Source organism: Aquibium carbonis, from assembly GCF_003970795.1.
In the GTDB taxonomy this organism is placed as follows: domain Bacteria; phylum Pseudomonadota; class Alphaproteobacteria; order Rhizobiales; family Rhizobiaceae; genus Aquibium; species Aquibium carbonis.
This window is the reverse complement of record NZ_RWKW01000090.1, coordinates 1-25378: the sequence shown is the minus strand read 5'-3', so window position 1 is coordinate 25378 and position 25378 is coordinate 1. Positions and strand designations below refer to the sequence as shown.

General features: G+C 67.2%; 27 protein-coding genes. 17 read left to right on the top strand and 10 right to left on the bottom strand.

Annotated features, from left to right (window positions below):
- Window positions 1–48: 48 nt before the first annotated feature.
- The 3 genes from EJC49_RS20410 to EJC49_RS20400 form a co-directional block, all read right to left on the bottom strand.
- Window positions 49–381: a PIN domain-containing protein gene (locus EJC49_RS20410; RefSeq protein ID WP_126701778.1), complete on the bottom strand. Its 333-nt coding sequence runs from the start codon at window positions 379–381 to the stop codon at window positions 49–51.
- A gap of 123 nt (window positions 382–504) precedes the next feature.
- Complete coding sequence (locus EJC49_RS20405; RefSeq protein ID WP_126701845.1) at window positions 505–702, bottom strand: type II toxin-antitoxin system Phd/YefM family antitoxin; 198 nt, start codon at window positions 700–702, stop codon at window positions 505–507.
- A 163-nt stretch (window positions 703–865) separates the two neighbouring features.
- Window positions 866–1813 carry an alpha/beta fold hydrolase gene (locus EJC49_RS20400; RefSeq protein WP_126701777.1) on the bottom strand — a complete coding sequence of 316 codons (948 nt, stop codon included), beginning with the start codon at window positions 1811–1813 and terminating at the stop codon, window positions 866–868.
- Window positions 1814–2018: 205 nt separating this feature from the next.
- Here EJC49_RS20400 and EJC49_RS20395 point away from each other — a divergent pair, with 205 nt between their 5' ends.
- The 4 genes from EJC49_RS20395 (at window position 2019) to EJC49_RS20380 (ending at window position 5773) form a co-directional block, all read left to right on the top strand.
- The gene (locus EJC49_RS20395; protein WP_126701776.1) at window positions 2019–3059 is read left to right on the top strand and encodes an ABC transporter substrate-binding protein; all 1041 of its coding nucleotides are present in this window, start codon (window positions 2019–2021) and stop codon (window positions 3057–3059) included.
- A 26-nt stretch (window positions 3060–3085) separates the two neighbouring features.
- Window positions 3086–3874 (top strand): ABC transporter ATP-binding protein, encoded by a 789-nt coding sequence (locus EJC49_RS20390; RefSeq protein ID WP_170314809.1) that lies wholly within the window; start codon window positions 3086–3088, stop codon window positions 3872–3874.
- Complete coding sequence (locus tag EJC49_RS20385; RefSeq protein ID WP_126701775.1) at window positions 3871–4653, top strand: ABC transporter permease; 783 nt, start codon at window positions 3871–3873, stop codon at window positions 4651–4653. Before EJC49_RS20390 ends, EJC49_RS20385 begins: the two co-directional genes overlap by 4 nt.
- A 97-nt stretch (window positions 4654–4750) precedes the next feature.
- Window positions 4751–5773 carry a ribonuclease T2 family protein gene (locus EJC49_RS20380; protein ID WP_126701774.1) on the top strand — a complete coding sequence of 341 codons (1023 nt, stop codon included), beginning with the start codon at window positions 4751–4753 and terminating at the stop codon, window positions 5771–5773.
- 34 nt (window positions 5774–5807) lie between these two features.
- Here the strand turns inward: EJC49_RS20380 and EJC49_RS20375 are convergent, their stop codons facing one another.
- Entirely contained in the window at window positions 5808–7871 is a 2064-nt protein-coding gene (locus EJC49_RS20375; protein ID WP_126701773.1) for a DEAD/DEAH box helicase, read from the bottom strand.
- Window positions 7872–8104: 233 nt separating this feature from the next.
- On the opposite strand from EJC49_RS20375, the gene ettA reads away from it, so the two are divergent.
- From ettA to EJC49_RS20345, 6 genes are all read left to right on the top strand, one after another.
- Entirely contained in the window at window positions 8105–9754 is a 1650-nt protein-coding gene (gene ettA, locus EJC49_RS20370) for an energy-dependent translational throttle protein EttA (protein ID WP_126701772.1), read from the top strand.
- Window positions 9755–9806: 52 nt separating this feature from the next.
- A complete protein-coding gene (gene relB / locus EJC49_RS20365) occupies window positions 9807–10031 on the top strand; it encodes a type II toxin-antitoxin system RelB family antitoxin (protein WP_126701771.1) in 225 nt (74 codons plus the stop codon).
- A 2-nt stretch (window positions 10032–10033) separates the two neighbouring features.
- Complete coding sequence (locus EJC49_RS20360) at window positions 10034–10297, top strand: type II toxin-antitoxin system RelE family toxin (protein WP_126701770.1); 264 nt, start codon at window positions 10034–10036, stop codon at window positions 10295–10297.
- Window positions 10294–11073, top strand: coding sequence for a trans-aconitate 2-methyltransferase (gene tam, locus EJC49_RS20355; RefSeq protein WP_126701769.1), 780 nt, complete (start codon window positions 10294–10296; stop codon window positions 11071–11073). Before EJC49_RS20360 ends, tam begins: the two co-directional genes overlap by 4 nt.
- A 173-nt stretch (window positions 11074–11246) precedes the next feature.
- Complete coding sequence (locus tag EJC49_RS20350; RefSeq protein WP_126701768.1) at window positions 11247–12368, top strand: beta-ketoacyl-ACP synthase III; 1122 nt, start codon at window positions 11247–11249, stop codon at window positions 12366–12368.
- Between the two features lie 22 nt (window positions 12369–12390).
- The gene (locus EJC49_RS20345; protein ID WP_126701767.1) at window positions 12391–13008 is read left to right on the top strand and encodes an MOSC domain-containing protein; all 618 of its coding nucleotides are present in this window, start codon (window positions 12391–12393) and stop codon (window positions 13006–13008) included.
- Between the two features lie 13 nt (window positions 13009–13021).
- Here the strand turns inward: EJC49_RS20345 and EJC49_RS20340 are convergent, their stop codons facing one another.
- Window positions 13022–13333, bottom strand: a complete 312-nt coding sequence (locus EJC49_RS20340) for a DUF2293 domain-containing protein (RefSeq protein ID WP_126701766.1) — start codon at window positions 13331–13333, stop codon at window positions 13022–13024.
- Window positions 13330–13854, bottom strand: a complete 525-nt coding sequence (gene tsaA / locus EJC49_RS20335; protein WP_126701843.1) for a tRNA (N6-threonylcarbamoyladenosine(37)-N6)-methyltransferase TrmO — start codon at window positions 13852–13854, stop codon at window positions 13330–13332. The genes EJC49_RS20340 and tsaA overlap by 4 nt, the downstream gene beginning before the upstream one ends.
- Window positions 13855–13962: 108 nt before the next feature.
- Here tsaA and EJC49_RS20330 point away from each other — a divergent pair, with 108 nt between their 5' ends.
- Together EJC49_RS20330 and metF are read left to right on the top strand one after the other, a co-directional pair.
- Complete coding sequence (locus tag EJC49_RS20330) at window positions 13963–14976, top strand: ArsR/SmtB family transcription factor (RefSeq protein ID WP_126701765.1); 1014 nt, start codon at window positions 13963–13965, stop codon at window positions 14974–14976.
- On the top strand, window positions 14973–15893 hold the full coding sequence (metF, locus tag EJC49_RS20325) for a methylenetetrahydrofolate reductase [NAD(P)H] (protein ID WP_126701764.1): 921 nt from the start codon (window positions 14973–14975) through the stop codon (window positions 15891–15893). Before EJC49_RS20330 ends, metF begins: the two co-directional genes overlap by 4 nt.
- Window positions 15894–16307: 414 nt before the next feature.
- On the opposite strand, the gene EJC49_RS20320 is transcribed toward metF, so the two are convergent.
- Window positions 16308–17237 (bottom strand): DMT family transporter, encoded by a 930-nt coding sequence (locus EJC49_RS20320; protein ID WP_245453493.1) that lies wholly within the window; start codon window positions 17235–17237, stop codon window positions 16308–16310.
- 161 nt (window positions 17238–17398) lie between these two features.
- On the opposite strand from EJC49_RS20320, the gene EJC49_RS20315 reads away from it, so the two are divergent.
- Together EJC49_RS20315 and EJC49_RS20310 are read left to right on the top strand one after the other, a co-directional pair.
- A complete protein-coding gene (locus tag EJC49_RS20315; protein ID WP_126701763.1) occupies window positions 17399–18622 on the top strand; it encodes an alanine racemase in 1224 nt (407 codons plus the stop codon).
- Between the two features lie 2 nt (window positions 18623–18624).
- Window positions 18625–18885 (top strand): hypothetical protein, encoded by a 261-nt coding sequence (locus EJC49_RS20310; RefSeq protein WP_126701762.1) that lies wholly within the window; start codon window positions 18625–18627, stop codon window positions 18883–18885.
- 12 nt (window positions 18886–18897) lie between these two features.
- Here EJC49_RS20310 and EJC49_RS20305 read toward each other — a convergent pair whose 3' ends face one another.
- Window positions 18898–19701 carry a glycoside hydrolase family 25 protein gene (locus EJC49_RS20305; RefSeq protein WP_126701761.1) on the bottom strand — a complete coding sequence of 268 codons (804 nt, stop codon included), beginning with the start codon at window positions 19699–19701 and terminating at the stop codon, window positions 18898–18900.
- Window positions 19702–19920: 219 nt separating this feature from the next.
- Between EJC49_RS20305 and EJC49_RS20300 the strand changes: the two genes are divergently transcribed.
- Window positions 19921–21303, top strand: coding sequence for a serine hydrolase domain-containing protein (locus EJC49_RS20300; RefSeq protein WP_126701760.1), 1383 nt, complete (start codon window positions 19921–19923; stop codon window positions 21301–21303).
- Here EJC49_RS20300 and EJC49_RS20295 read toward each other — a convergent pair.
- Together EJC49_RS20295 and EJC49_RS20290 are read right to left on the bottom strand one after the other, a co-directional pair.
- Window positions 21287–21958 carry a class I SAM-dependent methyltransferase gene (locus EJC49_RS20295; RefSeq protein WP_126701759.1) on the bottom strand — a complete coding sequence of 224 codons (672 nt, stop codon included), beginning with the start codon at window positions 21956–21958 and terminating at the stop codon, window positions 21287–21289. The two genes, EJC49_RS20300 and EJC49_RS20295, sit on opposite strands and share 17 nt — an antisense overlap.
- Window positions 21959–21961: 3 nt before the next feature.
- Window positions 21962–23200, bottom strand: coding sequence for a BtaA family protein (locus EJC49_RS20290; RefSeq protein ID WP_126701758.1), 1239 nt, complete (start codon window positions 23198–23200; stop codon window positions 21962–21964).
- A 228-nt stretch (window positions 23201–23428) separates the two neighbouring features.
- On the opposite strand from EJC49_RS20290, the gene EJC49_RS20285 reads away from it, so the two are divergent.
- Window positions 23429–24622 carry a DUF3734 domain-containing protein gene (locus tag EJC49_RS20285; protein WP_170314805.1) on the top strand — a complete coding sequence of 398 codons (1194 nt, stop codon included), beginning with the start codon at window positions 23429–23431 and terminating at the stop codon, window positions 24620–24622.
- A gap of 143 nt (window positions 24623–24765) precedes the next feature.
- On the top strand, window positions 24766–25378 hold a 613-nt coding region (locus tag EJC49_RS20280), incomplete at its 3' end, for a sulfurtransferase (protein ID WP_148106321.1).

Here is a 25378-nt window from a genome sequence, read left to right as displayed (position 1 = left end):
TCGCCGGGTGCCTAGCAGAAGTGGGCGGCCGCTGTCACGCCGTCAGCGTCACGACGTCACGGGTAGCCGGGGGAGGTGGATGCCGGAGGAAACTGGAAGTCGGAGGGATGGCCGTTTGGTGATCATCTTCTTGTCGCCGTTGAAGACGGCGGTGACGGCGTGGTTCGCGGCGATCGCCAGATGCATCGCGTCCGGCCCGCGCAGACCGCCTTCGCGCCTAGCGAGGAATACCGCTGCTGTTTCATGGTCGTCGGCCGTATGGAGTATGAGCGAGAAGGATCCTCGAACCAAACCGCCGAAGCGCGTCCCAAGCCCCTCCGCTTCCTCGCGCGAGAACCGTCCCGTCCTCAAATCCCGCACCAGAACGGGGCGAATCGACAAGGGTCCAGTGGCTGGGGGCGAGGGTCTGATGATCGAGCGTCGAGATGAACTCCGTAACGGCGGCGCCGTACACCTCTTCCACGGTAAGCGGCACGAGGTAGGACGTGTCGAAACAGCACGATCCTACCATCCCTCATCCCGCAGCTCGGACAGCCGCGTCAGACCGGAACCCTGGGGCATGGTCTCCCGGAATGCCGCGAGTTCCTCGAAGGGGATCGGCTTCTTCGCGCTCTCCGCGGGAGAGACACGCGCGACGGGCTTGCCGCGTCGAGTGATGATGACGGTTTCACCTGCCTCGACGCGGTCGAGGAGGCTGCTCAGTTGCCCTTTTTATCGTGGCAAGAGTGACCGTAACCATGTCAGCTCCAGTTGGTCATCTTGTTGGGCATATGGCATCCACGGCTGCCGGTCTCCAGCCGCGCCTTCCTGATCATTGGGTTGCAGGTGCAAGCGTCAGTGACTTTCCGACGCGTGCGACGAAACGTTACGTCGGACTTTGGAACTCGTCGATCCCATCCACCCAAGCCACGAAATCCGCCATCACCTCATCGCGGTTCACCTCGTTCAGGCTTTCGTGCCGTGTCTCGGCATAGACCTTTGACTGGACTCCTGAAAATTCCATCGCTCGCAACCTGCCGGCAAGCTGCTCCGTCGCCTTTCCGCCATCCGTCGCCGGGTCCTTCTCCCCGCCGACGATGTTGATCGGCAGGTCGCGGCGGATGCGGGCGAGGTTGGTGTCGTCGGCGCCGGCAAAGATCATCGCGAATACGTTCTGCCACATCGACACCGAGGCATCGAAGCCGCAGAGCGGGTCGGCCACGTAGGCGTCGACCTTGGCCGGGTCGCGCGACAGCCAGTCGAAGGCCGTGCGCGCGTTCGGCACCTGCTTGGCCCAGGCCTGGAAGGTGAGCTTCGGGACGATGCGCGACGGAACGTCCGAACCAAGGCGAAACCGCTCCCAGGCGAGCAGCCCCTGTCCGACGCGGCCGAGCAGGCCGGCGGAGAAATTGGCGTTCCAGATGGCGGCGCCGGCCACGCGGTGGGAGGCGGAAAAAAGCGTGTTGAGCGCGATCAGGCCGCCCATCGAATGGCCGAAGATGATGACCGGCACGCCGGGCCAGCGCTGCGCGATATGGTCGTGCACGGACAGCACGTCGGCGATGACCTTGGCCACCCCGTCGCCGCCCGTCGCAAACAGGCCGGCCGGCGCGTCCGGCGCTCTCGTGTGCCCATGTCCGCGATGATCATGCGCCACGCTGGCGATGCCGTGCCGCGCCAGATGGTCGGCGAAGCGGCCATAGCGCGCCGCATGCTCGGCAAGCCCATGGTTGATCTGGACCACGGCACGGGGCCGCGTCTCCGGTTCGCGGTTGTAGAGACGAAGAGCCGCCCCCGTGGCCGAGTGAAGCGTCGCACCGTCGTCCATTGGCATGGTCTCCCCGGATCCGTCCGCGGACCTTTTCCGTCTCCCGGGGGCGAGGTCAAGGGCGTCGTGCGGCGGGTAGGTGTCATCCCGGCTGCCCGCCGCTTGTTCAGGCGTTGAAAATGCCAATGGATTGTGCAGTCGCGTCTTGCCAAGCGCCTTGCGGCATAGTTTGATGACGCCCGTGCAACATTCCGTGCCGGAGACAACAACAATGCATCTGACCAGACGACTCTTTTCGCTCGCCGCTGCGGGCGCGATGTCCCTGGCCGCCTTCGGCGGTGCAGGCGTCGGGGCCGCGATGGCCGACACCAACATCAAATTCACGCTCGACTGGAAGTTCGAAGGCCCGGCCGCGGGTTTCCTGCTCGCCGTCGACAACGGCCATTTCGCCGCCGAAGGCCTGAACGTCACCATCGACACGGGCGCCGGCTCGCGCGAATCGATCCCACGGGTGGCCACCGGCGCCTACGAGATGGGTTTCGGCGACATCAACGCGCTGATCAAGTTCCTCGACGAGGATACGTCGCAGAAGGTCAAGGCGGTCATGATGATCTATGACAAGCCGCCCTTCGCGGTGATCGGACGGACCGCGCAAGGCATCACCGAAGATCCGAAGTCGCTGGAAGGCAAGAAGCTCGGCGCGCCGCCCCCGGACGCGGCCTTCGGCCAGTGGCCGGCCTTTGTCCAGGTCGCCGGCATCGACACGTCGAACATCACGATCGAGAATGTCGGCTTCCCCGTCCGTGAGCCGATGCTGGCGCAGGGCGCTGTCGATGCGATCTTCGGCTTCTCCTTCTCCAGCGTCCTGAACCTGAAGGCGCAGGGCATTCCCGCCGACGACATCGTCACCATTCTGATGGCCGACCACGGGCTCGAGCTCTACGGCAATGCCATCATGGTCAACGAGGACTTCGCCGCCGCCAATCCCGATGCGGTCAAGGGCTTCCTCAAGGCGCTCGCCAAGGGTTTCGCCGACGCGGTCGCCGATCCGGAAGCCGGCGTCGCCGCCGTCATGTCGCGCAACGAGATCCTGACCAAGGAAATCGAGGTCGAGCGGCTCGGCATGGCCAATTCGATGAACATCAAGACCCCCTGGGTCGAGGCGAACGGCTTCGGCGGCATCGACGAGGCCAAGCTCGCCAACTCGATCGAACTGCTCAAGGTTTCGATGGATCTCAAGGGCAACGTCACCGCCGCCGACGTCTTCGATGCGTCCTACCTGCCGCCGAAGGAAGAGCGGATGCTGCCATAGGCCGTCGGGACGCGGGGGTGTCCACGATGCAGCCGCTCGTCACCATCGACAAGGTGGAGATGCGATACGGGGGAGAGGACGGCCTTCTGGCCGTCCGCGACCTCTCGCTGTCCGTTGCCAAGGGAGAGTTCGCTGCCGTGGTCGGTCCGTCCGGCTGCGGCAAGTCCACGCTGATGAAACTGGTGACGGGGCTCTACATTCCGCAGCAGGGCGTGGTCACCGTCGCCGGTTCGCGCGTCACCAAGCCGGTCTCCATCGTCGGCATGGCCTTCCAGAACCCGACGATGCTGCCCTGGCGCACCACGCTGGACAACATCCTCCTGCCGCTCGAGGTGGTGGATCGCCACCGTCGGCGGTTGAGGGCCAACAAGGCGGAATATGTCGCCAAGGCCGAGGCGCTGCTCGAAACCGTCGGTCTCAAGGGCTTTGGCCAGAAGTTTCCATGGCAGCTGTCCGGCGGCATGCAGCAGCGGGCCAGCCTCTGCCGGGCGCTCATTCATGAACCGGACCTGCTGATGCTCGACGAGCCGTTCGGCGCGCTCGATTCCTTCACCCGCGAGGAGCTCTGGTGCATCATCCGCGACCTGCATGCCGCGCAGGGCGTCACCATCGTGCTCGTCACGCATGATTTGCGCGAGGCCGTGTTCCTGGCCGACCGCATCTTCGTCATGAGCTCCCGTCCGGGCCGCATCATCGAGGAGCGGGCGATTCCATTCGCGCGGCCCCGCGACCTCGAGATCATGTACGAACCCGCGTTCACGGACGTCGTCCACGAACTGCGCGGTTCCATCGCCGATGCACGGAAGGCAGCATGAGCACCGCATCGAAGGGTTTCAACTGGATCAAGGCCGCGCCGTGGCTCTACACCGCCGCGCTGTTCATCCTGTGGGAAGGGGCGGCGCGCGGCTTCAACCTGCCGCAGTACATCCTGCCCGCGCCGACCGTCATCGCCCAGGCGATCGTGCAGTACTGGTCGGCGATCTGGAAGAACTCGCTGCAGACCCTCTACACCACGCTCGCCGGCTTCCTGCTCGCCGTCGTTGGCGGCCTGGCGCTCGGCATCCTGGTCGGCTGGTCGCGCTTCATCTATGCCGGCCTCTACCCGCTGATGGTCGGCTTCAACGCCATCCCCAAGGTCGCGCTGGTGCCGGTACTGGTCATCTGGTTCGGCATCGGCACCGTGCCGGCGATCCTCACCGCCTTCCTCATCGCCTTCTTCCCGATCGTCGTGAACGTCGCCACCGGCCTCGCCACCATCGAGCCGGAGGTGGAGGATGTGCTGCGCGCGCTGGGCGCCAAGAAGATGGATATCATGCTCAAGGTCGGCATCCCGCGCTCGATGCCCTATTTCTTCGGCTCGCTGAAGGTGGCGATCACGCTGGCCTTCGTCGGCTCGGTGATCTCGGAGACGGTGGCGGCCAATTCCGGCCTCGGACACATGATGCTCGGCGCGCAGTCGCAGTTCAACGTGCCGCTGGTCTTTGCCGGTCTCGTCATGCTCGCGATCGAGGGCATCGTCATGTACGCCATCATGGCGTGGATCGAGATGCGCATGACCGGCTGGGCGCATCGCAGCCAGACCATGGCGGCCTGACGATCGACGCCGTGTCCCAATGTGCGGCGCGTCACATTCGCGACCGCACACGCACGCTATGATGGCATCGTCCGGTTGGTTCACGGGAGGATCCATCATGCAGGCCGCGTCGTTCATCGGCTTTTCCGCAGCCCTGGCGATCCTGGCGCTCGCCGCGCCCGCCGCAGCCGAAGTTCGGCTCGACGGCTTCTTCGTCGCGCAGGACGAATGCGCGGCGACGCAGTCGATCCGCACCGGCGCCAATCCGGGCGGGATCGTCACCGAGATCGGTCGCGCCTACGACATGCTGGCCGCCAACAAGGAAACGCCGAGCCACTACCTGATCCGGGTGCCCGGCGCGGCGCCCGACCGGCGCTGGGTGGGCGTCGGCTGCGGCGTGCATGCGCTGGTGTCCGGGCAGCCCTCGGTTCCGGTTCCGGCGACCGGCGGCGGGCACGGCGGCGGTATGCAGACGGGCCGGGTCGACTATGTGTTGGCGGCGAGCTGGCAGCCCGGCTTCTGCGAAACGCGGCCGAACAAGGTGGAGTGCGAGACGCAGACCGGCGACCGCTTCGATGCCAGTCATTTTTCCCTGCACGGGCTGTGGCCGCAGCCGCGCAGCAACGTCTATTGCCAGGTCGCGCCGGAGATCGCTGCCGCCGACAAGGCCGGCCGATGGGAGGATCTGCCGGAGGTCGCGCTGCCGCAGGAGGTTCGAGCTGAACTCGACACCGTCATGCCGGGCACGGCTTCCCACCTCGATCGCCACGAATGGATCAAGCACGGCACCTGCTACGGCGATACGATGGAAGAGTACTATGCCGACTCGCTCGCCGTCATGCGCGACCTGAACGCATCCGCCGTGCGCGACCTGTTTGCCGAAAACATCGGCGCGACGCTGACGTCGGGCCAGATCCGCGAGGCCTTCGACGAGGCCTTCGGTCCCGGGGCCGGTTCGCGGGTGCGAGTTGCTTGCGTGACCGATCCGTCGAACGGGCGGCGGCTGATCGGCGAACTGACGATCGGCCTGTCGGGCGAGATCGACGGCGAGAAGAGCCTGGCCGAGCTCATCTTCGCCGCGGCGCCGACCAGCGATGCCGGCTGCCCTCGCGGCATCGTCGACGCGGCCGGTCTGCAATAGGGCAGGGGCGTCGCGCAGACCGGCGGGGTTTGCGTCAGCCGTCGGTCTTCCGCTTCGCCTTCTTGTCCGCCTTGCGGGCGAAATCCGGCTTGCCCTTGTCCTTGGACGGCTTTTTCGGCCCCTTGCGGAAGGGCGCGCGGTCGTCGACGGCGCGCTCGGTTGTCGCCCGATCGGCCGGGGCACGGTCGGCCGGAGCGGCGTCGCGCCGGGCCCAGCTGCCCTCCGGCTTGACCGGCTTTTCGGCGCGCTCCGTCCAGGCCGGACGGTCGTCGCGCTTCTTCCACTCGGGACGCGGCGAAGCCGAAGCCTGGTCGCGCGTGGCCGGCCTGTCCGACCGGGCGTCACGCGCGGGCTTGTCCTGCCAGCCGCCATGCTCCTTGCGCGGGCGGTCGTCATAGATCTTGCGCGGGCGCTCCGGTCGGTCCTGGCCGCTCCAGGCCTTGCGCGGGGAGACGTCCGGCACGCCCGACAGCCGCGTCACGCGGATGTTGTTCTGCAGCGTCCCCTTCGGTCCGATCGCCGCAACCAGCGCGTCGGCATGGCTGGCCGCGATTTCCACGAAGGTCTCTTCCGGCTGCATCTTGATGGCGCCGATCTCGGACTTGGTGATCGCCTCGGACCGGCACAGCATCGGGATCAGCCAGCGCGGCTCGGCATTCTGCTTGCGGCCGATCGACAGCGAAAACCAGACCGTCGGCCCGATGTCGCGGTCGCGCGGGCGCGGACCGTCGAGCGGCGCGCGTTCGCCGTCGCGCTCGCGCCGGGGGCGGGCATGCGGGTCGACCGGAACGTCGACCAGTTCCTCGGGCGCCGAGCGTCCGGCGCGCCACAGGCGCAGGAAGGCGGCCGCCACCTGGTCGGGCGCGTGCCGGGCCAGCAGCTTTTCCACCGTCGGCGCTTCCTCTTCGGTCACCGCCTCGGTCAGCGCGGCATCCGCCAGAAGCCGCTCCTCGTCGCGCGCGGCGACGTCGTCGGCATTCGGCGCCGCCGCCCACACGGCGGTGATGTTGGCCAGTTGCAAGGTCCGCTCGATGCGGCGGCGCGCCGGCATCGGCACGATCAGCGCGCTGATCCCCTTGCGGCCGGCGCGTCCGGTGCGGCCCGACCGGTGCAGCAGCGCTTCCGGATTGGTCGGCAGGTCGGCATGGACCACGAGGTCGAGGTTCGGCAGGTCGATGCCGCGCGCCGCCACGTCGGTGGCGATGCAGACGCGGGCGCGCCCGTCACGCATGGCCTGAAGCGCGTGGGTGCGCTCGCTCTGGCTGAGTTCACCCGACAGCGCCACGACCGAGAAGCCGCGATTGTTGAGCCGCGCCGTCAGGTGGTTCACCGCAGCACGGGTGTTGCAGAACACGATCGCGTTGCGCGCCTCGTGGAAGCGCAGCACGTTGACGATCGCGTTGTCGCGGTCGGAGGCTGCAACCGGGTGGACGCGGTACTCGATGTCGGCATGCTGCTCGCGGCCGGTCTCCGTGGCGACGCGGATGGCGTTGCGCTGGTAGTTCTCCGCCAGCGTGGCGATCGGCTTCGAAACCGTGGCCGAAAACATCAGCGTGCGGCGGTCGTCCGGCGCGGCTTCCAGAATGAACTCGAGATCCTCGCGGAAGCCGAGGTCGAGCATCTCGTCGGCCTCGTCGAGCACGACGGCGCGCAGCGCGCTCATGTCGAGCGCATAGCGGGTGATGTGGTCGCGCAGCCGGCCCGGCGTGCCGACCACGATGTGGGCGCCGCGTTCCAGCGCCCGGCGCTCGGTGCGGATGTCCATGCCGCCGACGCAGGACGCGATCCGCGCGCCGGCCCCGGCATAGAGCCATTCCAGCTCGCGCATGACCTGCAAGGCAAGCTCGCGCGTCGGGGCGATGGCCAGCGCCAGCGGCGCGGCGGCCTGGCCGAAGCGCTCGTCCTCGCCAAGCAGCGTCGGCGCCAGCGCCAGGCCGAAGGCCACCGTCTTGCCCGAGCCCGTGCGCGCCGAGACGAGAGCGTCGGCATCGCGCAGTTCGGGCGCCAGCATGGCTTCCTGCACCGGGGTCAGCGTGGTGTAGCCGCGTTCCTGCAATGCGGTGGCGAGCGCCGGGACGACGCCTTCGAATATGGTCATGGTGATCTTTCGGGGTACTGTATCGCTTGAACGCGGTCCACCGGCCAGCCGCGTCGCCGCGGCGCAGGGCCTTGGGGGTCCATCCTAGGCTTCTCCCTACTGCCTGCGGGCCGAAATGTACAGGCCGTGTCGGCGCATGGCTGCCCGGCGGCATTGCCCCACGCGGCGGTTTCGCTTACATAGCGCCCACAATCTCAGCTTTTCCTCTCATAAGACGGAGTGCGACGCGCCCCATGGCACGCCAGTTCATCTATCACATGTCCGGTCTCTCCAAGGCCTACGGCGCCAAGAAGGTGCTCGACAACGTTCACCTCTCCTTCTACCCGGACGCGAAGATCGGCATTCTGGGCCCCAACGGCTCGGGCAAGTCGACTATTCTGCGCATCATGGCGGGCGTCGACAAGGAATGGACCGGCGAAGCCTGGCTGGCTGACGGCGCCACCGTCGGCTACCTGCCGCAGGAGCCCGATCTCGACCCGGCGCTCGACGTGTTCGGCAACGTCATGGAAGGCGTCAAGGCCAAGACCAACATCATCGAACGCTACAACGAGCTGATGATGAACTACTCCGACGAGACCGCGGAGGAGGCAACCCATCTCCAGGACGAGATGGACCGGCTGAACCTGTGGGACCTGGAACAGCAGGTCGAAATGGCCATGGAGGCGCTCGCCTGCCCGCCCAAGAACGCCGACGTGACCAGCCTGTCGGGCGGCGAGCGGCGGCGCGTCGCGCTCTGCCAGCTGCTGATGCGCCAGCCCGACCTGCTGCTTCTCGACGAGCCGACCAACCATCTCGACGCCGAGACGACGTCGTGGCTCGAAAAGCACCTGCGCGCCTATCCCGGCGCCGTGATGATCATCACCCACGATCGCTACTTCCTCGACAACGTCACCGGCTGGATCCTCGAGCTCGATCGCGGCCGCAGCATTCCCTACGAGGGCAACTATTCCGCCTACCTCGAGGCCAAGGCCAAGCGGCTGAAGCAGGAGGGCCGCGAGGACGACGCCCGCCAGCGCGCCATCAATCGCGAGCGCGAGTGGATCGGGTCGAGCCCCAAGGCGCGCCAGTCCAAGTCGAAGGCGCGTATCGCGGCCTTCGAGCAGTTGCTGGAGGCCGCCGACGGACGCCGCCCGAGCGACACGCAGATCGTCATCCCGCATGGCGAGCGGCTGGGCAACGTCGTCATCGAGGTCGAGGGCCTGTCGAAGGGCTATGGCGACCGCCTGCTGATCGACGACCTGTCCTTCAAGCTGCCGCCCGGCGGCATCGTCGGCATCATCGGCCCGAACGGCGCCGGCAAGACGACGCTGTTTCGCATGATCACCGGCCAGGAAGCGCCCGACAGCGGCTCGATCCGCGTCGGCGAGACGGTCAAGCTCGGCTATGTCGACCAGAGCCGCGATTCGCTCGACCCGACGAAGACCGTCTGGGAAGAGATTTCCGGCGGCGCCGAAGTGGTCAAGCTCGGCAAGTTCGACGCCAACACGCGCGCCTATTGCTCGTCGTTCAACTTCCGCGGCGGCGACCAGCAGCAGAAGGTCGGCAACCTGTCTGGCGGCCAGCGCAACCGCGTCCACCTCGCCAAGATGCTGAAGACGGGCGGCAACGTGCTGCTCCTCGACGAACCGACCAACGATCTCGACACCGAGACGCTGGCGGCGCTGGAGGACGCGCTGGAAAACTTCGCCGGCTGCGCCGTCATCATCTCGCACGACCGCATGTTCCTCGACCGCATGGCCACCCACATCCTCGCCTTCGAGGGCGACAGCCACGTCGAGTGGTTCGAGGGCAATTTCGAGGACTACGAGAAGGACAAGGTGCGCCGCCTCGGCCCCGACGCGCTCAACCCGCACCGGATGACCTACAAGCGCCTGACGCGGTAGGCGAGTTGATGGCGCGGTCTCCTTGCTATACATGTATAGCAAGGAGACGTCCATGCTCGCACTTCGTCTGCCTCCCGACATCGAGAAGCGCCTTGACGACCTCGCGCGGCGTACCGGCCGCACCAAGAGCTATTATGCCCGTGAAGCCTTGATCGAGCATCTCGACGATCTCGAGGATATCTATCTGGCACAACAGCGAGTCGAGGAAAACGGGCCGCGCATCTCGCTCGACGACATGATTGAGAAGTACGGTCTCGGCAGAGATGACGAGACCTGAACGTGTGGACCGTCGACTTCGATGCCCAGGTCGACAGGGAACTGGTGCGGCTGGCACCGCGGGATCGGCAGCGAATCCTGCGCTTCCTGCGCGAACGCGTCGCGCCGCTCGACAACCCGCGTGACCTCGGCGAGGCCCTTGCGGGCTCCTTGTCGGGGTATTGGAAATACCGAGTCGGCGACTACAGGGTTATCGCGAAGATCGAGGACCGGAAGGTAACCATTCTCGTGGTGCGCATCGGCCATCGCCGCGAGGTCTATCGATGAAATCCACCCGCCCCGACTGGTCTGCCACGCAATACCTCAAGTTCGAGGACGAGCGCACGCGGCCGGCGCGGGATCTACTGGCGCAGGTGCCGGTGGCAGCACCCCGGCGGGTGGTCGACGTCGGCTGCGGGCCGGGCAATTCGACGGAGCTTCTGGCCGAGCGCTGGCCGGACGCGGTCGTGTCGGGCTTCGACACCTCGCCCGACATGATCGAAAAGGCGCGCAAACGCCTGCCGGGACTCGACTTTTCGCTGGCCGATGCGGCGACGTGGCAACCGGCCGGGCCGGTGGACGTGATCTTCGCCAACGCCGTGTTCCAGTGGCTGCCCGGGCATCCTGCGCTGCTGGCGCGCCTGATGGGGTTTCTCGCGCCGGGCGGCGCGCTCGCCGTGCAGATGCCCGACAACCTCTCCGAACCGACGCATCGCCTGATGCGCGAAACGGCCGCCGCCATGCCCTTCGCAGACAAGATGGCGGGGGCCGCGCGCGCGCCGCTGCCGCCGGTCGGGCACTACTACGACGTCCTGAAGCCGGTCGCGGCGCGGGTCGACCTCTGGCACACGATCTACAACCATCCGCTCGCCGATGCCGGCGCCATCGTCGAATGGCTGCGCTCGACCGGCCTGAAGCCCTTCCTCGACCCGCTCGACGCGGACGAGCAGGCGACCTTCCTGGATGCCTATCGTGCCCGAATCGCCGCCGCGCACCCGCCGATGGTCGACGGCAAGGTGCTGCTGCGCTTTCCGCGCCTGTTCATCGTCGCGCTGAAGGGCTGATCGCTCCGGACGCGAAACCGCGGGTTGCAAGGCCTGGAGCGCGCGGAAAGGCGATGTTGAGCCGCATGATCCGGTTTGCACCGCGCGGGGGCGCGATATACGATGCCGCCGCCTACTGCGCGAAAGGAATCCCGGTCCGCGGCAGTGCCTGACGGACAGGAAAGACAACCAGCATGAAGCGCGTCATCATCAGCGGGACGGGGGTCACGATCCCGCAAGCCGTGATCGGCAACGAGGAACTGGTCGAGAGCTACAACGCCTTCGTCGAGCGCGAAAACGTCGAGCGCGCCGGGCAGGGGCTCGAGCCGCTGCCGTCCTCCAGCGCGAAGTTCATCGAGCACGCCTCGGGCATTCGCCAGCGCCACGTCCACACGTCCGACGGCATCCTCGACATCGACCGCATGGCGCCGCGCATCCCCGCGCGCGGCGACGACGACCTGTCGGTGCTGGCCGAGTTCGGTGCCTCGGCGGCTGCGGCGGCGATCGAGGATGCGGGCATCGATCCGGCGAGCGTCGATCTCGTGATCTGCGCCTCCTCGCATCTGCAGCGCATGTATCCGGCGATCGGCATCGAGATCCAGAAGGCTGTCGGGGCGCAGGGCGCAGCCTTCGACCTCAGCCTCGGCTGCTCTTCGGCGGCCGGCGGGCTGCACGTGGCGTTCAACCTGCTTCGGGCCGGCGCGCATCGGCGCGCGCTGGTGGTGACGCCGGAACTGATCACCGCGCACCTCAATTTCCGTGACAGGCAGACGCATTTCATCTTCGGCGACGCCGCAACCGCGCTTCTGCTGGAGGCCGTCGACGACGACCGCGAGGTGGCCGGCCGGTTCGAACTGGTCGACACGCGCAACTGGACGCAGTTCTCCAACAACATTCGCTCCAATTTCGGCTATCTCAACCGCGCGGCGGAGGACGACCCGAGCCGTGTTTCGATGGACGACAAGCTGATCAAGCAACAGGGCAACAAGGTCTTCAAGGACGTGACGGTGGCGAGCCACCGCTTCATCGTCGACTTCCTGGCCGATCATGGCCACACCCCGCACACGATCCGCCGCTTCTGGCTGCACCAGGCCAACGGGCGTATGAACGCCATGATCCTGAAGCTGGCCTTCGGCGAGGAAGTGGGGCAGGACCGCGCACCGATGGTGCTCGACGAGCTCGGCAACACCGCCGCGGCGGGCGCCGTGGTGGCCATGCACAGGCACCACAAGGATATGAAGCCCGGCGAGTTCGGCCTCGTCTGCACCTATGGCGCCGGCTATTCGATCGGCGGCGCGCTGGTGCGCATGATGTAGGCCGGCAAACGGAGGCCGCGTGATGCAATTGCCCCTGATGCGCCTCGACGACGAGGTCGAGATCCACCCGGCGCGCAAGCTGCTCGGAACGGTCGACGCCGTTCTCGTGGCCGGGGGCCGCGATTTCGTCACCGCGCAAACCGATGCGCTCGACCTCGGCTTCGACGGCATCGCGGGCGATCATCATCGCGGCGTCTCGCGCCGGTCGGGCGGGCGCGAACCCTGGTATCCGCGCGGCACCGAAATGCGCAACGAGCGCCAGCTGTCGATCGTGGCGGCCGACGAACTCGCCATCGTCGCCGGCCGTATGGACCTGTCCGAACTCCGGCCCGAATGGATCGGTGCCAACATGGTGATCGGCGGCGTTCCCGGTCTGTCGATGCTGCCGGCCGGCACCCTCCTGTTCTTTTCGGGCGGGGTGACGCTCAAGGTCGACGGGCAGAACGTGCCCTGCCGCATCGCCGGCCGTTCGATCGCCGACCATGCCCGCATGCCCGATCGGGAAGCCGGCGCGCTGCTGTTTCCCAAGGTGGCGCGTCGCCTGCGCGGCATCGTCGCCTGGGTGGAGAAGCCGGGTCGCATCGCTTCGGGCGAGAAGGTCTCGGTGCGCATCCCCGAGCAGTGGATCTACCGGACCTGAAGCCGCGCCGGCCTCATTCCTCGTCGTCGGGGTCGAGCAGCCGTGTCGCGCGCCAGCGCGTCAGCACCGCATTGGTCTCGTCGATGACGAAGAACCGCGCCGAATCGCGGTCGTAGCCTTCCTCCAGCAGGGTCTCGTAGTCGGTGTGCTCGTGGCGCACATGCGCGACGGCCGCGAGCCAGACGGCGGTCGACGGCGGCAGCGTCTTCATGTGCGGGCGCATGGCGTCGGCCCTGATCTTTTCGGTGTCGGCATAGGGCGCCGCCGGCAGGAGCAGGGTCAGCGCCTTGGCGACGGCGCGGGCGCGGCCGGTGCGGGCGATCACGGCCTGGCTTGGTCCGACGGACGGGTCGCCTCCGGAAAGGCGTCGATCGTGGCGTAGTAGGGTTTCAGGTCCACCACCGGTGTCCCGTCGAGAACGTCGATCGCGTCGATTTCGACGAGGCCCGTGGCGATGTCGACCGACATGATCGTCGCGACATGCAGGCCGATCGGGTTTGGCCGGGCAGGGGACCGCAGTGCGAAAGTGCCGCGCGGCGCTGATGCATGGCGCGGGAACTGGACGATGAGGTTGCGGTCCGACCGGTCGAGCCAGGTCAGGATGACGACGTGGCTGAAGCCCGAAAGCCCGTCGAGCCCTTCCCGATACGCCTCGGCGATCTCGATGGCGGCCGGCTGTCCCCGCTCGCGGGCGGTGGCCATGTTCTTCGGGCAATCGGCCCGCTCGGTCCAGGGCGAGCGCACCCGGCCGACGAAGACCAAGCCGGCATCGGCGGGCATTTCCGCCGGATCGAAGCCCAGTTCGCGTTCACCCTCGCGCTTCATGCCGATCCGCTCCATTTCCATATTCACCGCCTGCCTGCTGTGGCGGTTTTCTTCATCGCGAGGTCGCCGGGTGGTTGCATCATCTCCAAAATCCATATAAACATATCTTTATGTCGTTTGGAGTTGCAGATGCTTTTCCGTCCACTGACCGATCTCGGTACCTTCGTTGATAGCTTGAAGGCGGTCGCCGAATCCAGCCGGCTGCGCATTCTCTACCTGCTGTCGCGCGGCGATCTCACCGTTTCCGACATCACCGAGATTCTCAACCAGTCGCAGCCGCGGGTCTCGCGCCATCTCAAGCTGTTGCTCGACGAGGGCCTGATCGGCCGCTACCAGGAAGGCTCCTGGGCCTATTTCCACCTGACGGAGGAGGGGTTCGCGCGCGATCTGGTGTCCAGCCTCATTGCGCGCATCGATCCGGCGCAGCCTCCGGTCGACCGCGACCTGGAGCGGCTGGCTTCGGTCAAGCACCGGCGGCAGGAGCGGGCAGCGGCCTATTTCGGCGCCAATGCCGACAGCTGGGATCGCATCCGCTCGCTGCACGTGCCGGAAGAGGCAGTGGAGAAGGCGATCATCGACCTCGTGGCCCGGCGCCCGTTCAGGACCATGCTCGACCTTGGCACCGGCACCGGCCGCATGCTCGAGATTCTGGCGCCTTACTACCAGCACGCGATCGGCGTCGACCTGTCGCGCGAGATGCTGGCGATCGCCCGCGCCAACCTGGAGAAGGCGGGCATCGCGCATGCCCAGATCCGCCAGGGCGACCTGCTCGCGCCGCCGGTCGAGCGCGGCCAGTTCGATCTCGTCACCATCCACCAGGTGCTGCACTATCTCGAGCATCCCGGATCGGCCATCGCGGAGGCCGCCCGCCTGCTGCGCCCGTCCGGGCATTTGCTGATCGTCGATTTCGCGGCGCACGAGCTCGAGTTCCTGCGCGAGCAGCACGCGCATCTGCGCCTCGGCTTCTCCGACCGTCAGATCGCCGAATGGTTCGACGAAGCCGGCCTCGACCTGGAGGAGACGATCCGGTTCGAGCCCAAGGGCGTTGCCGACGAACACCTGACGGTGAAGCTCTGGCTCGGCCGCGACCGCCGCCTCCTCATCGCCGACACGCACAACCCAAGCACGGAGCAGACCGCGTGAACCAGTTCCGCTTTTCCCGCCGTCCCGACATCGGCGACCGCATCAAGGTGTCCTTCGAATTCTTCCCGCCGAAGAACGACCTGATGGAGGCCAGGCTCTGGGAGACCACGACCCGGCTCCAGGTGCTGTCGCCCGATTTCGTCTCCGTCACCTATGGCGCGGGCGGATCGACGCGTGAGCGCACGGCGCGCACGGTCGGCCGCATCCGCCGCGAGACCGACCTCGACCCGGCCGCGCACCTGACCTGCGTCGATGCCTCGCGGGCCGAGGTGGACGAGGTCATCGCCGAGTTCATGGCCATGGGCGTGACGCGGTTCGTGGCGCTGCGCGGCGACCCGGCCGAGGGCGTCGGCGCCCGCTACCGGCCGCATCCCTCCGGCTATGCCAATGCCGCCGAACTGGTCGGCGCCCTGAAGGCGCAGGGCGCGACGGACATTTCGGTCTCGGCCTATCCCGAGAAGCATCCCGAGAGCCCCGACTTCGCCACCGACGTCGACATGCTGAAGCGCAAGGTCGACAACGGGGCGACCCGGGCCATCACCCAGTTCTTCTTCGACAATGACAGCTTTGAGCGCTACGTCGAGCGGATCCGCCGCGCCGGCATCTACGTGCCGATCGTGCCGGGCATCCTTCCCGTGCACAACTTCACGCAGGTGGCGAATTTTTCCGCTCGCTGCGGGACGCATGTTCCGGCCTGGCTGGCGGAGCGCTTCGAGGGGCTGGAGGACGATCCGCAGACCCATGCGCTGGTGGCGGCCGCTGTGGCCGCCGAACAGGTGCTCGACCTCGTCGAGCGCGGCATCACCGATTTCCATTTCTACACGATGAACCGCGCCGATCTTGTCGTCGCCATCTGCCACATGATCGGAATTCGCGGCAGCACCGCAGCGTCGGAAAACAGGCCGGTCGCGGCCTGAGCGCGGTCCGGCAGCCCAGGGGCGCGACACAATCCAGACGATGAAAACGGCCGGATCGATGTCCGGCCGTTTCCTGTCTTGTCTACGATGATCGTCTACACTGCCAGCGGCGTCAGGTGCCGCCTTTTCGGCTCAGGGGATCACCCCGACGATAAGCGCTCCGATGAAAGCGAACGCACAACACACCATCAACGCGTTGATAGGTTTCGTCAGTCCCATGTCATAGCCTCCTCAGCAGACTATGCCACGAGTGTAGGCGAGTTTGTGCCACTCGCAAGCAAAAACTGTGCTGCGCTGCACAGCCATTGTGGACGATCTTGCGCCGGCGAGGGGCTTGTCCATTGATAACATTCGGCTATCGGACGCGCACGGAACGTCCGCGATCATTAGCCGAAAACGCGCCCGACGCCGCCTCTATTGCGCTGCAGCATCGTCCCGGCGGCGCTTGAAAAGGCGTCCGTCGATCACGACGAGGCCACCTGCGATCAGGGCGAGTCCGGCCAGTTCGAAGAGTTCCAGGCGTTCGCCGAGGAAGACGATGCCGAGCAGGACGGCGCTGGCGGGCACGATCAGCGTGACCAGCGACGCGTTACTGGCGCCAGCCGACGCGATGATCCGGAAGTACAGGATGTAGGCCACGGCGGTGGCGAGCAGTGCGATGCCCAGGACGGCGGCCCAGGCCTTCGGCGAAGCGTCGGCGGTGCCCGAGCCCCCGTCGACCAGCAGCGCCAGCGGCAGCATGATGACGGTCGCCGCCGTCAACTGGCCGGTCGCCACGATCGGTGGCGCGAGGCCGCTGAGGCGCTTCGCCAGGATGAAGGCGAAGGCATAGGAGAGCGCGGCGCCGAGGACGAGCAGCTTCGCCCAGACCGGCCCGCCGAGGCTGGCGAGCACGCCCGGCCCGACCATGACGGCGGTGCCGAGGATGCCGATCAGCACGCCGGCCAGCTTGTTCACCGTCAGGCGTTCGTCCGGCAGGAAGGCGCTTGCGACGATCGCCGTCCAGAACGGCGTGGTGGCGTTCAGGATCGAGGCGAGGCCCGCGCCGAGCTCGGTCTGTCCCATGAAGATCAGCGAGAACGGGATCACGTTGTTGAACAGGGCGAGCAGGAACAGCGGTCCCGCCATCCGCAAGGCTGGCGCAAAGGTGCGCCCGGTGGCAAACAGCCACAGATGCAGGGCTGCGGCGGCGATGCCCACCCGCAGCAGCACGAGCGTGATCGGCGCGATCTCCAGGACCGCGATACGGCCCATGACGAAGGTCCCGCCCCAGATCGCCCCGAGGAGCAGAAGCTGCGCCCAGACAGCCGCAGTCATCGGCGCGGCCGTGGTCTTCTGTCTCATGTCGGCTTTCCTGCGGATCGTGTCTCGTGTTCGTCCCGCTGCTGGGATAGGACATGGCAGGGGCCGCGACCACCCGATTTCCGTGTCATGGACACCGTTGTTCCAGCACGGGCTTTGCGGTCGGTCGCCGGGTTCGAATTGCGCCGGAACGGGAGTGCCCGATGCAGAAGTTCGAGAACGCGCGCGACGCCGCGCTGACGATGCGGCCGGACGTGCCGGTCTACTGCTTTCGGCCCGAGGTGCTGAAGGCCGATGCCCGGCGTTTCATGGAGATGTTCCCGGGCAAGACCGCCTATGCGGTCAAGACCAATGGCGAGCCGATGGTGCTGAAGGCGCTGGCCGAGGCCGGCGTCTCGGCCTTCGACGTCGCCTCGCCGGCCGAGTTCGAAGCCGTCCGCGCCGTCGCGCCCCAGGCCGAGATGCTCTACATGCACCCCGTCAAGGCGCAGTCGGACATCCGGCTGGCGCTGGAAACCTACGGCATCCGGGTGATCGCGGTCGATCACGAGGACGAGGTCACCAAGCTCGCCCGCGTGGTTCAGGCGCTCGACATCGACCCGGGCACCTTGACCGTGTTCGTGCGCATCCAGACAAAGGGAAGCGCCGCCTATGAACTGTCGAAGAAGTTTGGCGCCGGGCCGGCGCACGCGGTCGAACTGCTTCAGCGGCTGCACCGCAACGGCTACAAGGTCGGCATCTGTTTCCATGTCGGCAGCCAGATCACCGATCCCGACACCTATGAACGGGCGCTGCGCACCGCCGACTGGGTGCGCAACCGCGCCGGCGTGCCGCTCGCCGGCCTCGATGTCGGCGGCGGCTTTCCGGCCGAATACGGGCACGACCCGAACCGCAAGGCGCCGGAAATGCCCTCGCTCGGACAGCTGATGTCGCGTCTGCGCGGCGATATCGTCGAATGGGGCTTCGGCGACATGCCGCTGGTGGCCGAGCCGGGCCGCGTCATCTGCGCCCACGCCTTCTCGCTGATCGTGCGGGTGCTCTTGCGCAAGGGCCGGCGCATCTACATCAACGACGGCATCTGGTCGTCGCTGTCCGACAGCTGGACCGGCAAGATCACGCTGCCGGCGCGCTTCATCCCGGATCCCGCGATCCGCAGCCGCAACGGCGACGAAAAGACCATCGTGCCGTTCAAGGTCTGCGGCGCGACCTGCGATTCGGTCGATATCCTGTCGCGGCCGTTCTGGCTGCCGGAGACGATCGACACCGGCGACTGGATCGAGATCGGCCACATCGGTGCCTATTCGCTGTCGCTGCGTTCCCGCTTCAACGGCTTCTATCCCGATACATTCGTCGAGGTATCGACGCCGTTCGACGAAGGCAGCGCGCCCGAGGGCTTCGCCAGCCTCGAGACCATGGCGGGTTCCTGATCATGGCCGCGCCGCGTATCCCCAAGCTGATCCGCTTCGTCGTCGTCAACTCGGTGACCGGCATCCTGATCGGCTGGCTGGTGGCCGCCGGGCTGATCTGGTTCAACGTCGGCGGTTTCGGCGAGCTGGTCTGGCATTCGCGCCAGTGGATGGTGGCGCTGTTCATTCTCGGAATGTCGTTCGGCGTCACCTTCGGCTTCGCGTTCCTGGCCACCGCGCTGATGCTGCTGCCCGGCGACAAGGATCGCTTCGACCGGGTCTGAGCGGTTCGTCCGTCAACTCGCGTTGGCCTTCAGCCACCGTTGCCAGGCGGCTGGGCTGCCGGAAAAGACGTTGATGTCGGCATCGCCGCGGATGCCCGGCACGATGCCGGTTCCCGTGTATTGCCAGAACAGGAAATCCTGGCGGCCATAGCGTTTTTCGGGATGGCCGGCCACCGAGCGCAGCCACCAGTCATAGCCCTTGAACGTCGCCAGATTGTTGTCTTCCCAGAAGTCGATCGACGTGTAGATGATCGGCTTCTTGCCGTAGTGCTTCTCGACCGCGTCGAGGAAGACCTTCATCTCGGCCCGCACCGTCGCGGCCGGCGGGCGCAGCTTGCACGAGGGCGACAGATGGTTCCATTCCATGTCGAGCACGGGCGGCATCGCGCCCTTGTCGCGTGGCACGTGGCGGATGAACCATTGCGCCTGCTCGATCGCCGGCCGACAGAAGTAGAAGAAGTGATAGGCGCCGCGCGGCACGCCGGCGAGCCTCGCGGCGTTCCAGTTTCGGTGGAAGAAGTCGTCGAGACGGTCGCCCCCCTCGGTCGCCTTGATGAAGGCAAACGAGATGCCGCTCTTGCGCGCCGTCTCCCAGTCGATCGTCCCCTGATACTTCGACACGTCCGTGCCATGCACCGGATATTGCCAGGGCGCCTTGCCGTCCCAGGGGTGCGGGTCGCGGTCGCCGAAGCGCGGGTTCGTCACCATCACCGCCGAGGTCGGTCCGGCGCTTGGCGCCAGGTCCGAAAAGCTGATCCCGCTCGAGGTGCATCCCGCCAGGATCACCATCAATGTCGCCGCCGCCCATCGGCGCATGTCATCGTCCTTTCGTCCCGCCCCGAATCGCAAGCCGACGTATCGCTTCGTGGATAGCCCAGCATGCCGGTCCGGTCACGGCCGTGCGTGGCAACGGCAGACCACGAATTGGTGATTGCGTTTCAGGCAAGCCCGCCCGATTGTGCCGGCCAGACAGCGGGTGATGGCGGCATTTCGATGGCCGCCGACGGTATCAGGCGGACAGGGGCGTCGCATCGCATGCGCATTCTCGGATTCATCGTCAAATGGCTGGTCATCCTCGTCGTCGTGGCGGTGGCGGGCCTTGCGGGATGGCTCTATCTGGCGCCGCCGGACCTGATCCGGGTGGCCAGCGGCTACACCGCCAAGATGGTCTGCTCCAACGTTTTCGTGGCGGGCCGCGATTCCCGGGAGGTGCTGGCGATCGACGTCCAGGCGCCCGGCCATCCCATCCTCGGCTATCTTTCGGTCGACGTGGATCCCTCCGCCGGAACGGCCCGGGCCGCACTGCTCGGCCTGTTCGGGCCCGGGCTGGCCGTCGACCGGGCTGGGCTCGGCTGCGCATCGGTGCCGTCCGGCGACAGGGCTTCGCTGGCCGACCTGTCCGCCACGCCGGGAAGCAACGCCGTGCGTCGTGGGCCGTGGCCTTCGGGCGACATGGTGGAGCCAACGCAGGCGGAGGGCATCCGCGCCATCCTCGAAAACGAGGCGCTGGTCGGGCCGGGCATGCGCGCGGTCGTCGTCGTGAAGGACGGGCGCATCGTCGGCGAGCGCTACGGGGAGGGGTTCGACGCGAGTTCTCCATCGCTCGGCTGGTCGATGACCAAGACCGTCAACGCCGTGATCGTCGGCACGCTGGTCGCGGAGGGCCAGCTGTCGCTCGACCAGGCCGGCCTGTTTCCCGGCTGGTCCGACGGGCGCGCGCGCATCACCGTCGCGGACCTGATGGGCATGCAGAGCGGCCTCGTGTTCAACGAAGACTATGGCGACGTCACCGACGTCACCCGCATGCTCTATCTGGAGCCGGACATGGCAGGCTTTGCCGCGTCGAAGCCGCTGGCCGGACCCCCGGGAACGATCTTCAACTATTCGAGCGGGACGGCCGTCCTTCTGTCACGCCTCTGGCAGGACACGCTCGGCGAGCCGCAGGCGGCGATGGACTGGCCGCGCGAGGCCCTGTTCGATCCGCTCGGCATGGAAAGCGCCGTGCTCGAAACCGACGCGGCCGGCACCTTCGTCGGCTCCTCCTACCTCTATGCAACGGCACGCGACTGGGCCCGCTTCGGCCTGTTCATGCTGGGCGACGGGTCGATCGGCGGCCGGCGGCTGGTGCCGGCAGGCTTCCTCGAATGGATGCGCCAACCCGCTTCGGCCTCGAACGGAGACTACGGCAACGGCCAGCTCTGGCTGCACGGACCCGAGGCCGGAACCCCGGAGGGACAGCATCCCGATGCCGGTTTCGATCTGCCCGAAGACGCCGTCTGGGCGCTCGGCCATGACGGCCAGTCGATGGCGATGATCCCGTCGAGGGGCATCGTCGTGCTGCGCATGGGGCTTACGCCCTCGAAGCTCGGCTGGAAGTCGCAAGGCCTCGTCGAGGCCGTCGTCAGTGCGCTGGAATAGCCCGGGCGCGGACGACGGCGTGGACCGCGTAGCCGCGAAAGAGCGGCTCGAATGAAAGGTTTGCGCCGGTTCGCTCGCAGTCCCCGCAAAGAACGGCGTGCAGTTCGTCGCGCGGGCTGACATGGAATTTTGCCAGCCAGGTCCGCAGCCCGGCGCGGAACCAGGTCGGCAGGCGTTCCTGGCCGCCGAAGTCGACGATGTGCAGCGATCCGCCGGGTGCCAGCGCGTCGATCCCCAGCGCGATCGTGCGCTCCCAGCCGGGGATCATCGACAGCGCATAGGAGATGAAGACGCGGTCGAAACGGCCGGTGTCGAACAGGTCGCGCGCCTCGAAGCGGGTGGCGTCGGCGCGCGCCAGCGCGACGCGGCCGGCGAGGCCCGCGCGGTCGATGGCGGTCCTGGCGGTGGCCAGCATTTCGGACGAGATGTCGAGCCCGAAGAACTGCGCCCGCGGATAGCGTCGCGCGGCGAGCACCAGGTTGCGCCCGGTGCCGCAGCCGAGCTCGAGCACGGTGCCGCGGTTGGGCACGTCGAGGCCGTCGATCATCCTGTCGCGGCCAAGCAGGTAGTATTTGCGCGTGGCGTCGTAGAAGTGCCGCTGGACGCGGTAGACCCCGTCCATCAGCTCCGCATGATCGGGCGCCGCGCGCTCCATGCTTCAGCCCCGCTTCACGTAGAGATGGAAACCGCCATAGATCGCCGAGCGGTCGCGAGCGGTGAACTCGGCCGAGGCGTCTGCCGCATAGGTCCAGTGCGACAGCGTCCCGTCCGACACGCGTCCGGGCAGCAGCGTCGGCATCGCGGCGGTGCGGAAGATCACGCGGGCGCCGGGCGCGGCAGTGCGTGTGATCTCGGCCCACAGCGCGTTCAACTGGCCGTCGTTCATCCAGTCCTGTGCGTCCAGAAGCACGTAGCGGTCGACGGAAGCGGCGGGCTTCCGCGCCAGAAGCTCGGTGAAGTTCGCCTGATGCACCGACACGCTCTGCGATCCCGCGCGCACCGCGTGGAAATGCCGGCTTTCGAGATAGGGTGGCAGCGCGGCCTCGCCGGGCTGCGGATAGCGGCGGGCGAAGGCCTGCCAGGCGAAATAGTTCGACTTCAGCGGAAAGTCGCAGGCGAGCTTGCGCACGCGCTCGACCAGCACGTCGGCCATCGTTTCCTCGCCGGCCAGCGCGTCGTATTGCGCCGGCGGGATGCCGAGCCCGAACAGCGAGGCCTTGTTGGAGGCCGCCCAGCGGATGAGGCGGCGGCGAAAAAGCGGCGCCAGATGCTCGGCAAAGAAGATGCGCTGCGCGCGCAGGTCCTTCGCCTCCATGATTTCCCGGGGATCGACGCCATGCAGGCGCGCCACGCCATGGGCCATCGAGATGCACAGGCCAAGCAGGCCGGTGCGGTAGAAGTCGCGGTCGAAGACGGTGATGCGGCGTCGGCCGAGAAGATCGCGCGCTTCCCAGTAGCGACGCGCCTCGCGGTCGAGATGCGGCGCGATGAACCGGTCATAGGCCTGTGCGTTGTGGCCGACCCGAGCGGCGCCGAAGAAGCGGAAATAATCCTCTTGCGAGGGCAGGCGCCTGGCCGCTTCGAGCTTCAGGCGGTTCAGCGCCACATGGGCGCGGTTGAGATCGACGGCGTCGATGCTGGCCGGTTCGCGCGTGAGGTACGACAGGACGTTGCAGCCGCCCGACGCGATGGTGACGACCCGGTGGCCCTTGTCGAGCGCCATCGCCTCCATGTCGATCTCGGGATCCTCCCAGATCTGCGGATAGACGAGGCCGGAAAACAGCAGGGCGAAAAACCGTTCCGACAGGCCGGCCTTCGAGAAGGGACCGTTCTGGTAGACGGCCGTCTTGATATGGCGTCGGGCGGTGAGCGCAATGTCGGCGGACAGGTCGGTCATGATGGCGAATCCGTCGCGGGTGGCGTTCCGCTGCGGGTAATCGAGCGGCATGACAGGGCCGTGACAGGGAGGAGGGAGGAGGCCCCGTTCCACGTCGTCATGATCGGTTGATCGGCCCGTCATTGCCGTCGGGCGGTTCGCGGGCTGCTTCGAATTCACCGTCGGGCCATGGTGCAGCGCGTCATGGTTCCTATATCGGGAAGGACGCCCCACGGCCGGAGACCGCCCATGACCGCTTCTCTCGACGAAACCGACAGCGCCGGCGACCCGTCCGCAACCGCGGCCGGGCCGGCGCGCCGAGGCTCGAAGCGTGGCAGCAGGCCTTCCGAGCGCAAGGTTCTCGTGCTCCAGGGCGGAGGCTCGCTCGGTGCCTATCAGGCCGGCGCCTATGCCGAGCTTTCGGCCGCCGGTCTCGCGCCCGACTGGGTGGCCGGCATCTCGATCGGCGCCATCAACGCCGCCATCATCGCCGGCAACGCGCCGTCGCAGCGCGTGGAAAAACTGCGTGCCTTCTGGGAGCGGGTGTCCTCGGTGCTGCCCATCGACCAGTCGCTGCCAGGCGATGCCGGCCGGCAGGCCTATTCGGACTTCGCCGCCGCCTTCGGCGCCATGTTCGGCATTCCAGGCTTCTTTGCCCCCCGCTTTCCGCCGGCCGCGCTGCGGGCGCCCGGCGGGCCGGCCGCCACCAGCCACTACGACACCGAGCCGCTGGCGCGCACCCTCGAGGATCTCGTCGACTTCTCCCTGATCGCGCAGGGCGATACCCGGCTTTCGGTCGGCGCGGTCGACGTCGAAACCGGCAACTTCGCCTATTTCGATTCGGCCGAGACCCGGCTGTCCCCGGTCCACATCATGGCCAGCGGTGCGCTGCCGCCGGGCTTTCCGCCGGTGGAGATCGACGGTCGCCTCTACTGGGACGGTGGCATCGTCTCCAACACGCCGCTGCACTACGTGATGGAGGAGCACCGCTCGGCCGAGCCGATGTGCATCTTCCAGGTCGACCTCTTTTCCGCCCGCGGGCCGGTTCCGCGGACGCTGGCCGACGTGGCGCAGCGCGAGAAGGAAATCCGCTACTCCAGCCGCACCCGCATGAACACCGACATGGAGCGCGAATTGACCGACGTGCGCGCCGCACTCGCCCGCCTGTGCCGCAAGCTGCCTCCGGAACTGCGCGACGATGCGGATTTCCGCTTCCTGATGGACAAGGCGCGCGAAACGCCGGTCTCCATCGTCCACCTGATCAACCGCCGCGAGCACTGGCAGACCCAGTCCAAGGACTACGAGTTCTCCCGCCTCACCGTCGAGACCTTGTGGGAGAACGGTCGCCGCGACGTCGGCAAGATGCTGGCCGACAAGGCCTGGCGGGACCGCGATCCCTCACGGCCCGGCGTGCAGGTGTTCGATGCGGGGCGAGGGCAATAGGCAGGGAATGCACGGGAGGCCTGGCGCCGATGCCGACGGGACGGGAACCGTGGTGCCGCTTTGCATCTTTCCGACCGGCGGCGAACATGCGAGACCTGACGGCACGTCCAAGCCCGTCTTGCCTGTGAGGAGGCCCGCCGATCATGAGTGATTTCTTCGTCTCGACCGAGTGGCTGGCAAAGCACCTGAACGACCCCGGCCTGTCGGTGGTGGACGGCTCCTGGTATCTGCCGGCACAGGGCCGGAACGCCAAGGCGGAGTACGAGGCGGGCCACATTCCGCGCGCCGTCTTCTTCGATCACGATACGGTGGTGCAGCCGGGGTCCACCCTGCCGCACACGCTGCCGTCGCCGGAGGTCTTTGCCACCTTCGCGGGGTCGATGGGCATTTCGCAGGACGACACCATCATCGTCTATGACGGGCCGGGCCTGTTTTCGGCCCCACGCGTCTGGTGGATGTTCAGGATCATGGGGGCAAGGGACGTGCGGATTCTCGAGGGCGGCATCGATCGCTGGACGGCGGAGGGCCGTTTCGTGACCGACAAGCCGACGCGGATCGCCGCCTGCCTGTTCGAGACCGATTTCGACGAGGCGCGCGTGGCCTCGCTCGACGAGATGGTGGCCATCGTGGCGACCGGCAGCGCCCAGGTGGCGGATGCGCGCCCGTCCGGCCGGTTCGAGGGCGTCGATCCCGAGCCGCGGGCGGGCATGCGCGGCGGCCACATGCCGGGCGCACGCAACGTGCCGGCGCTGTCGC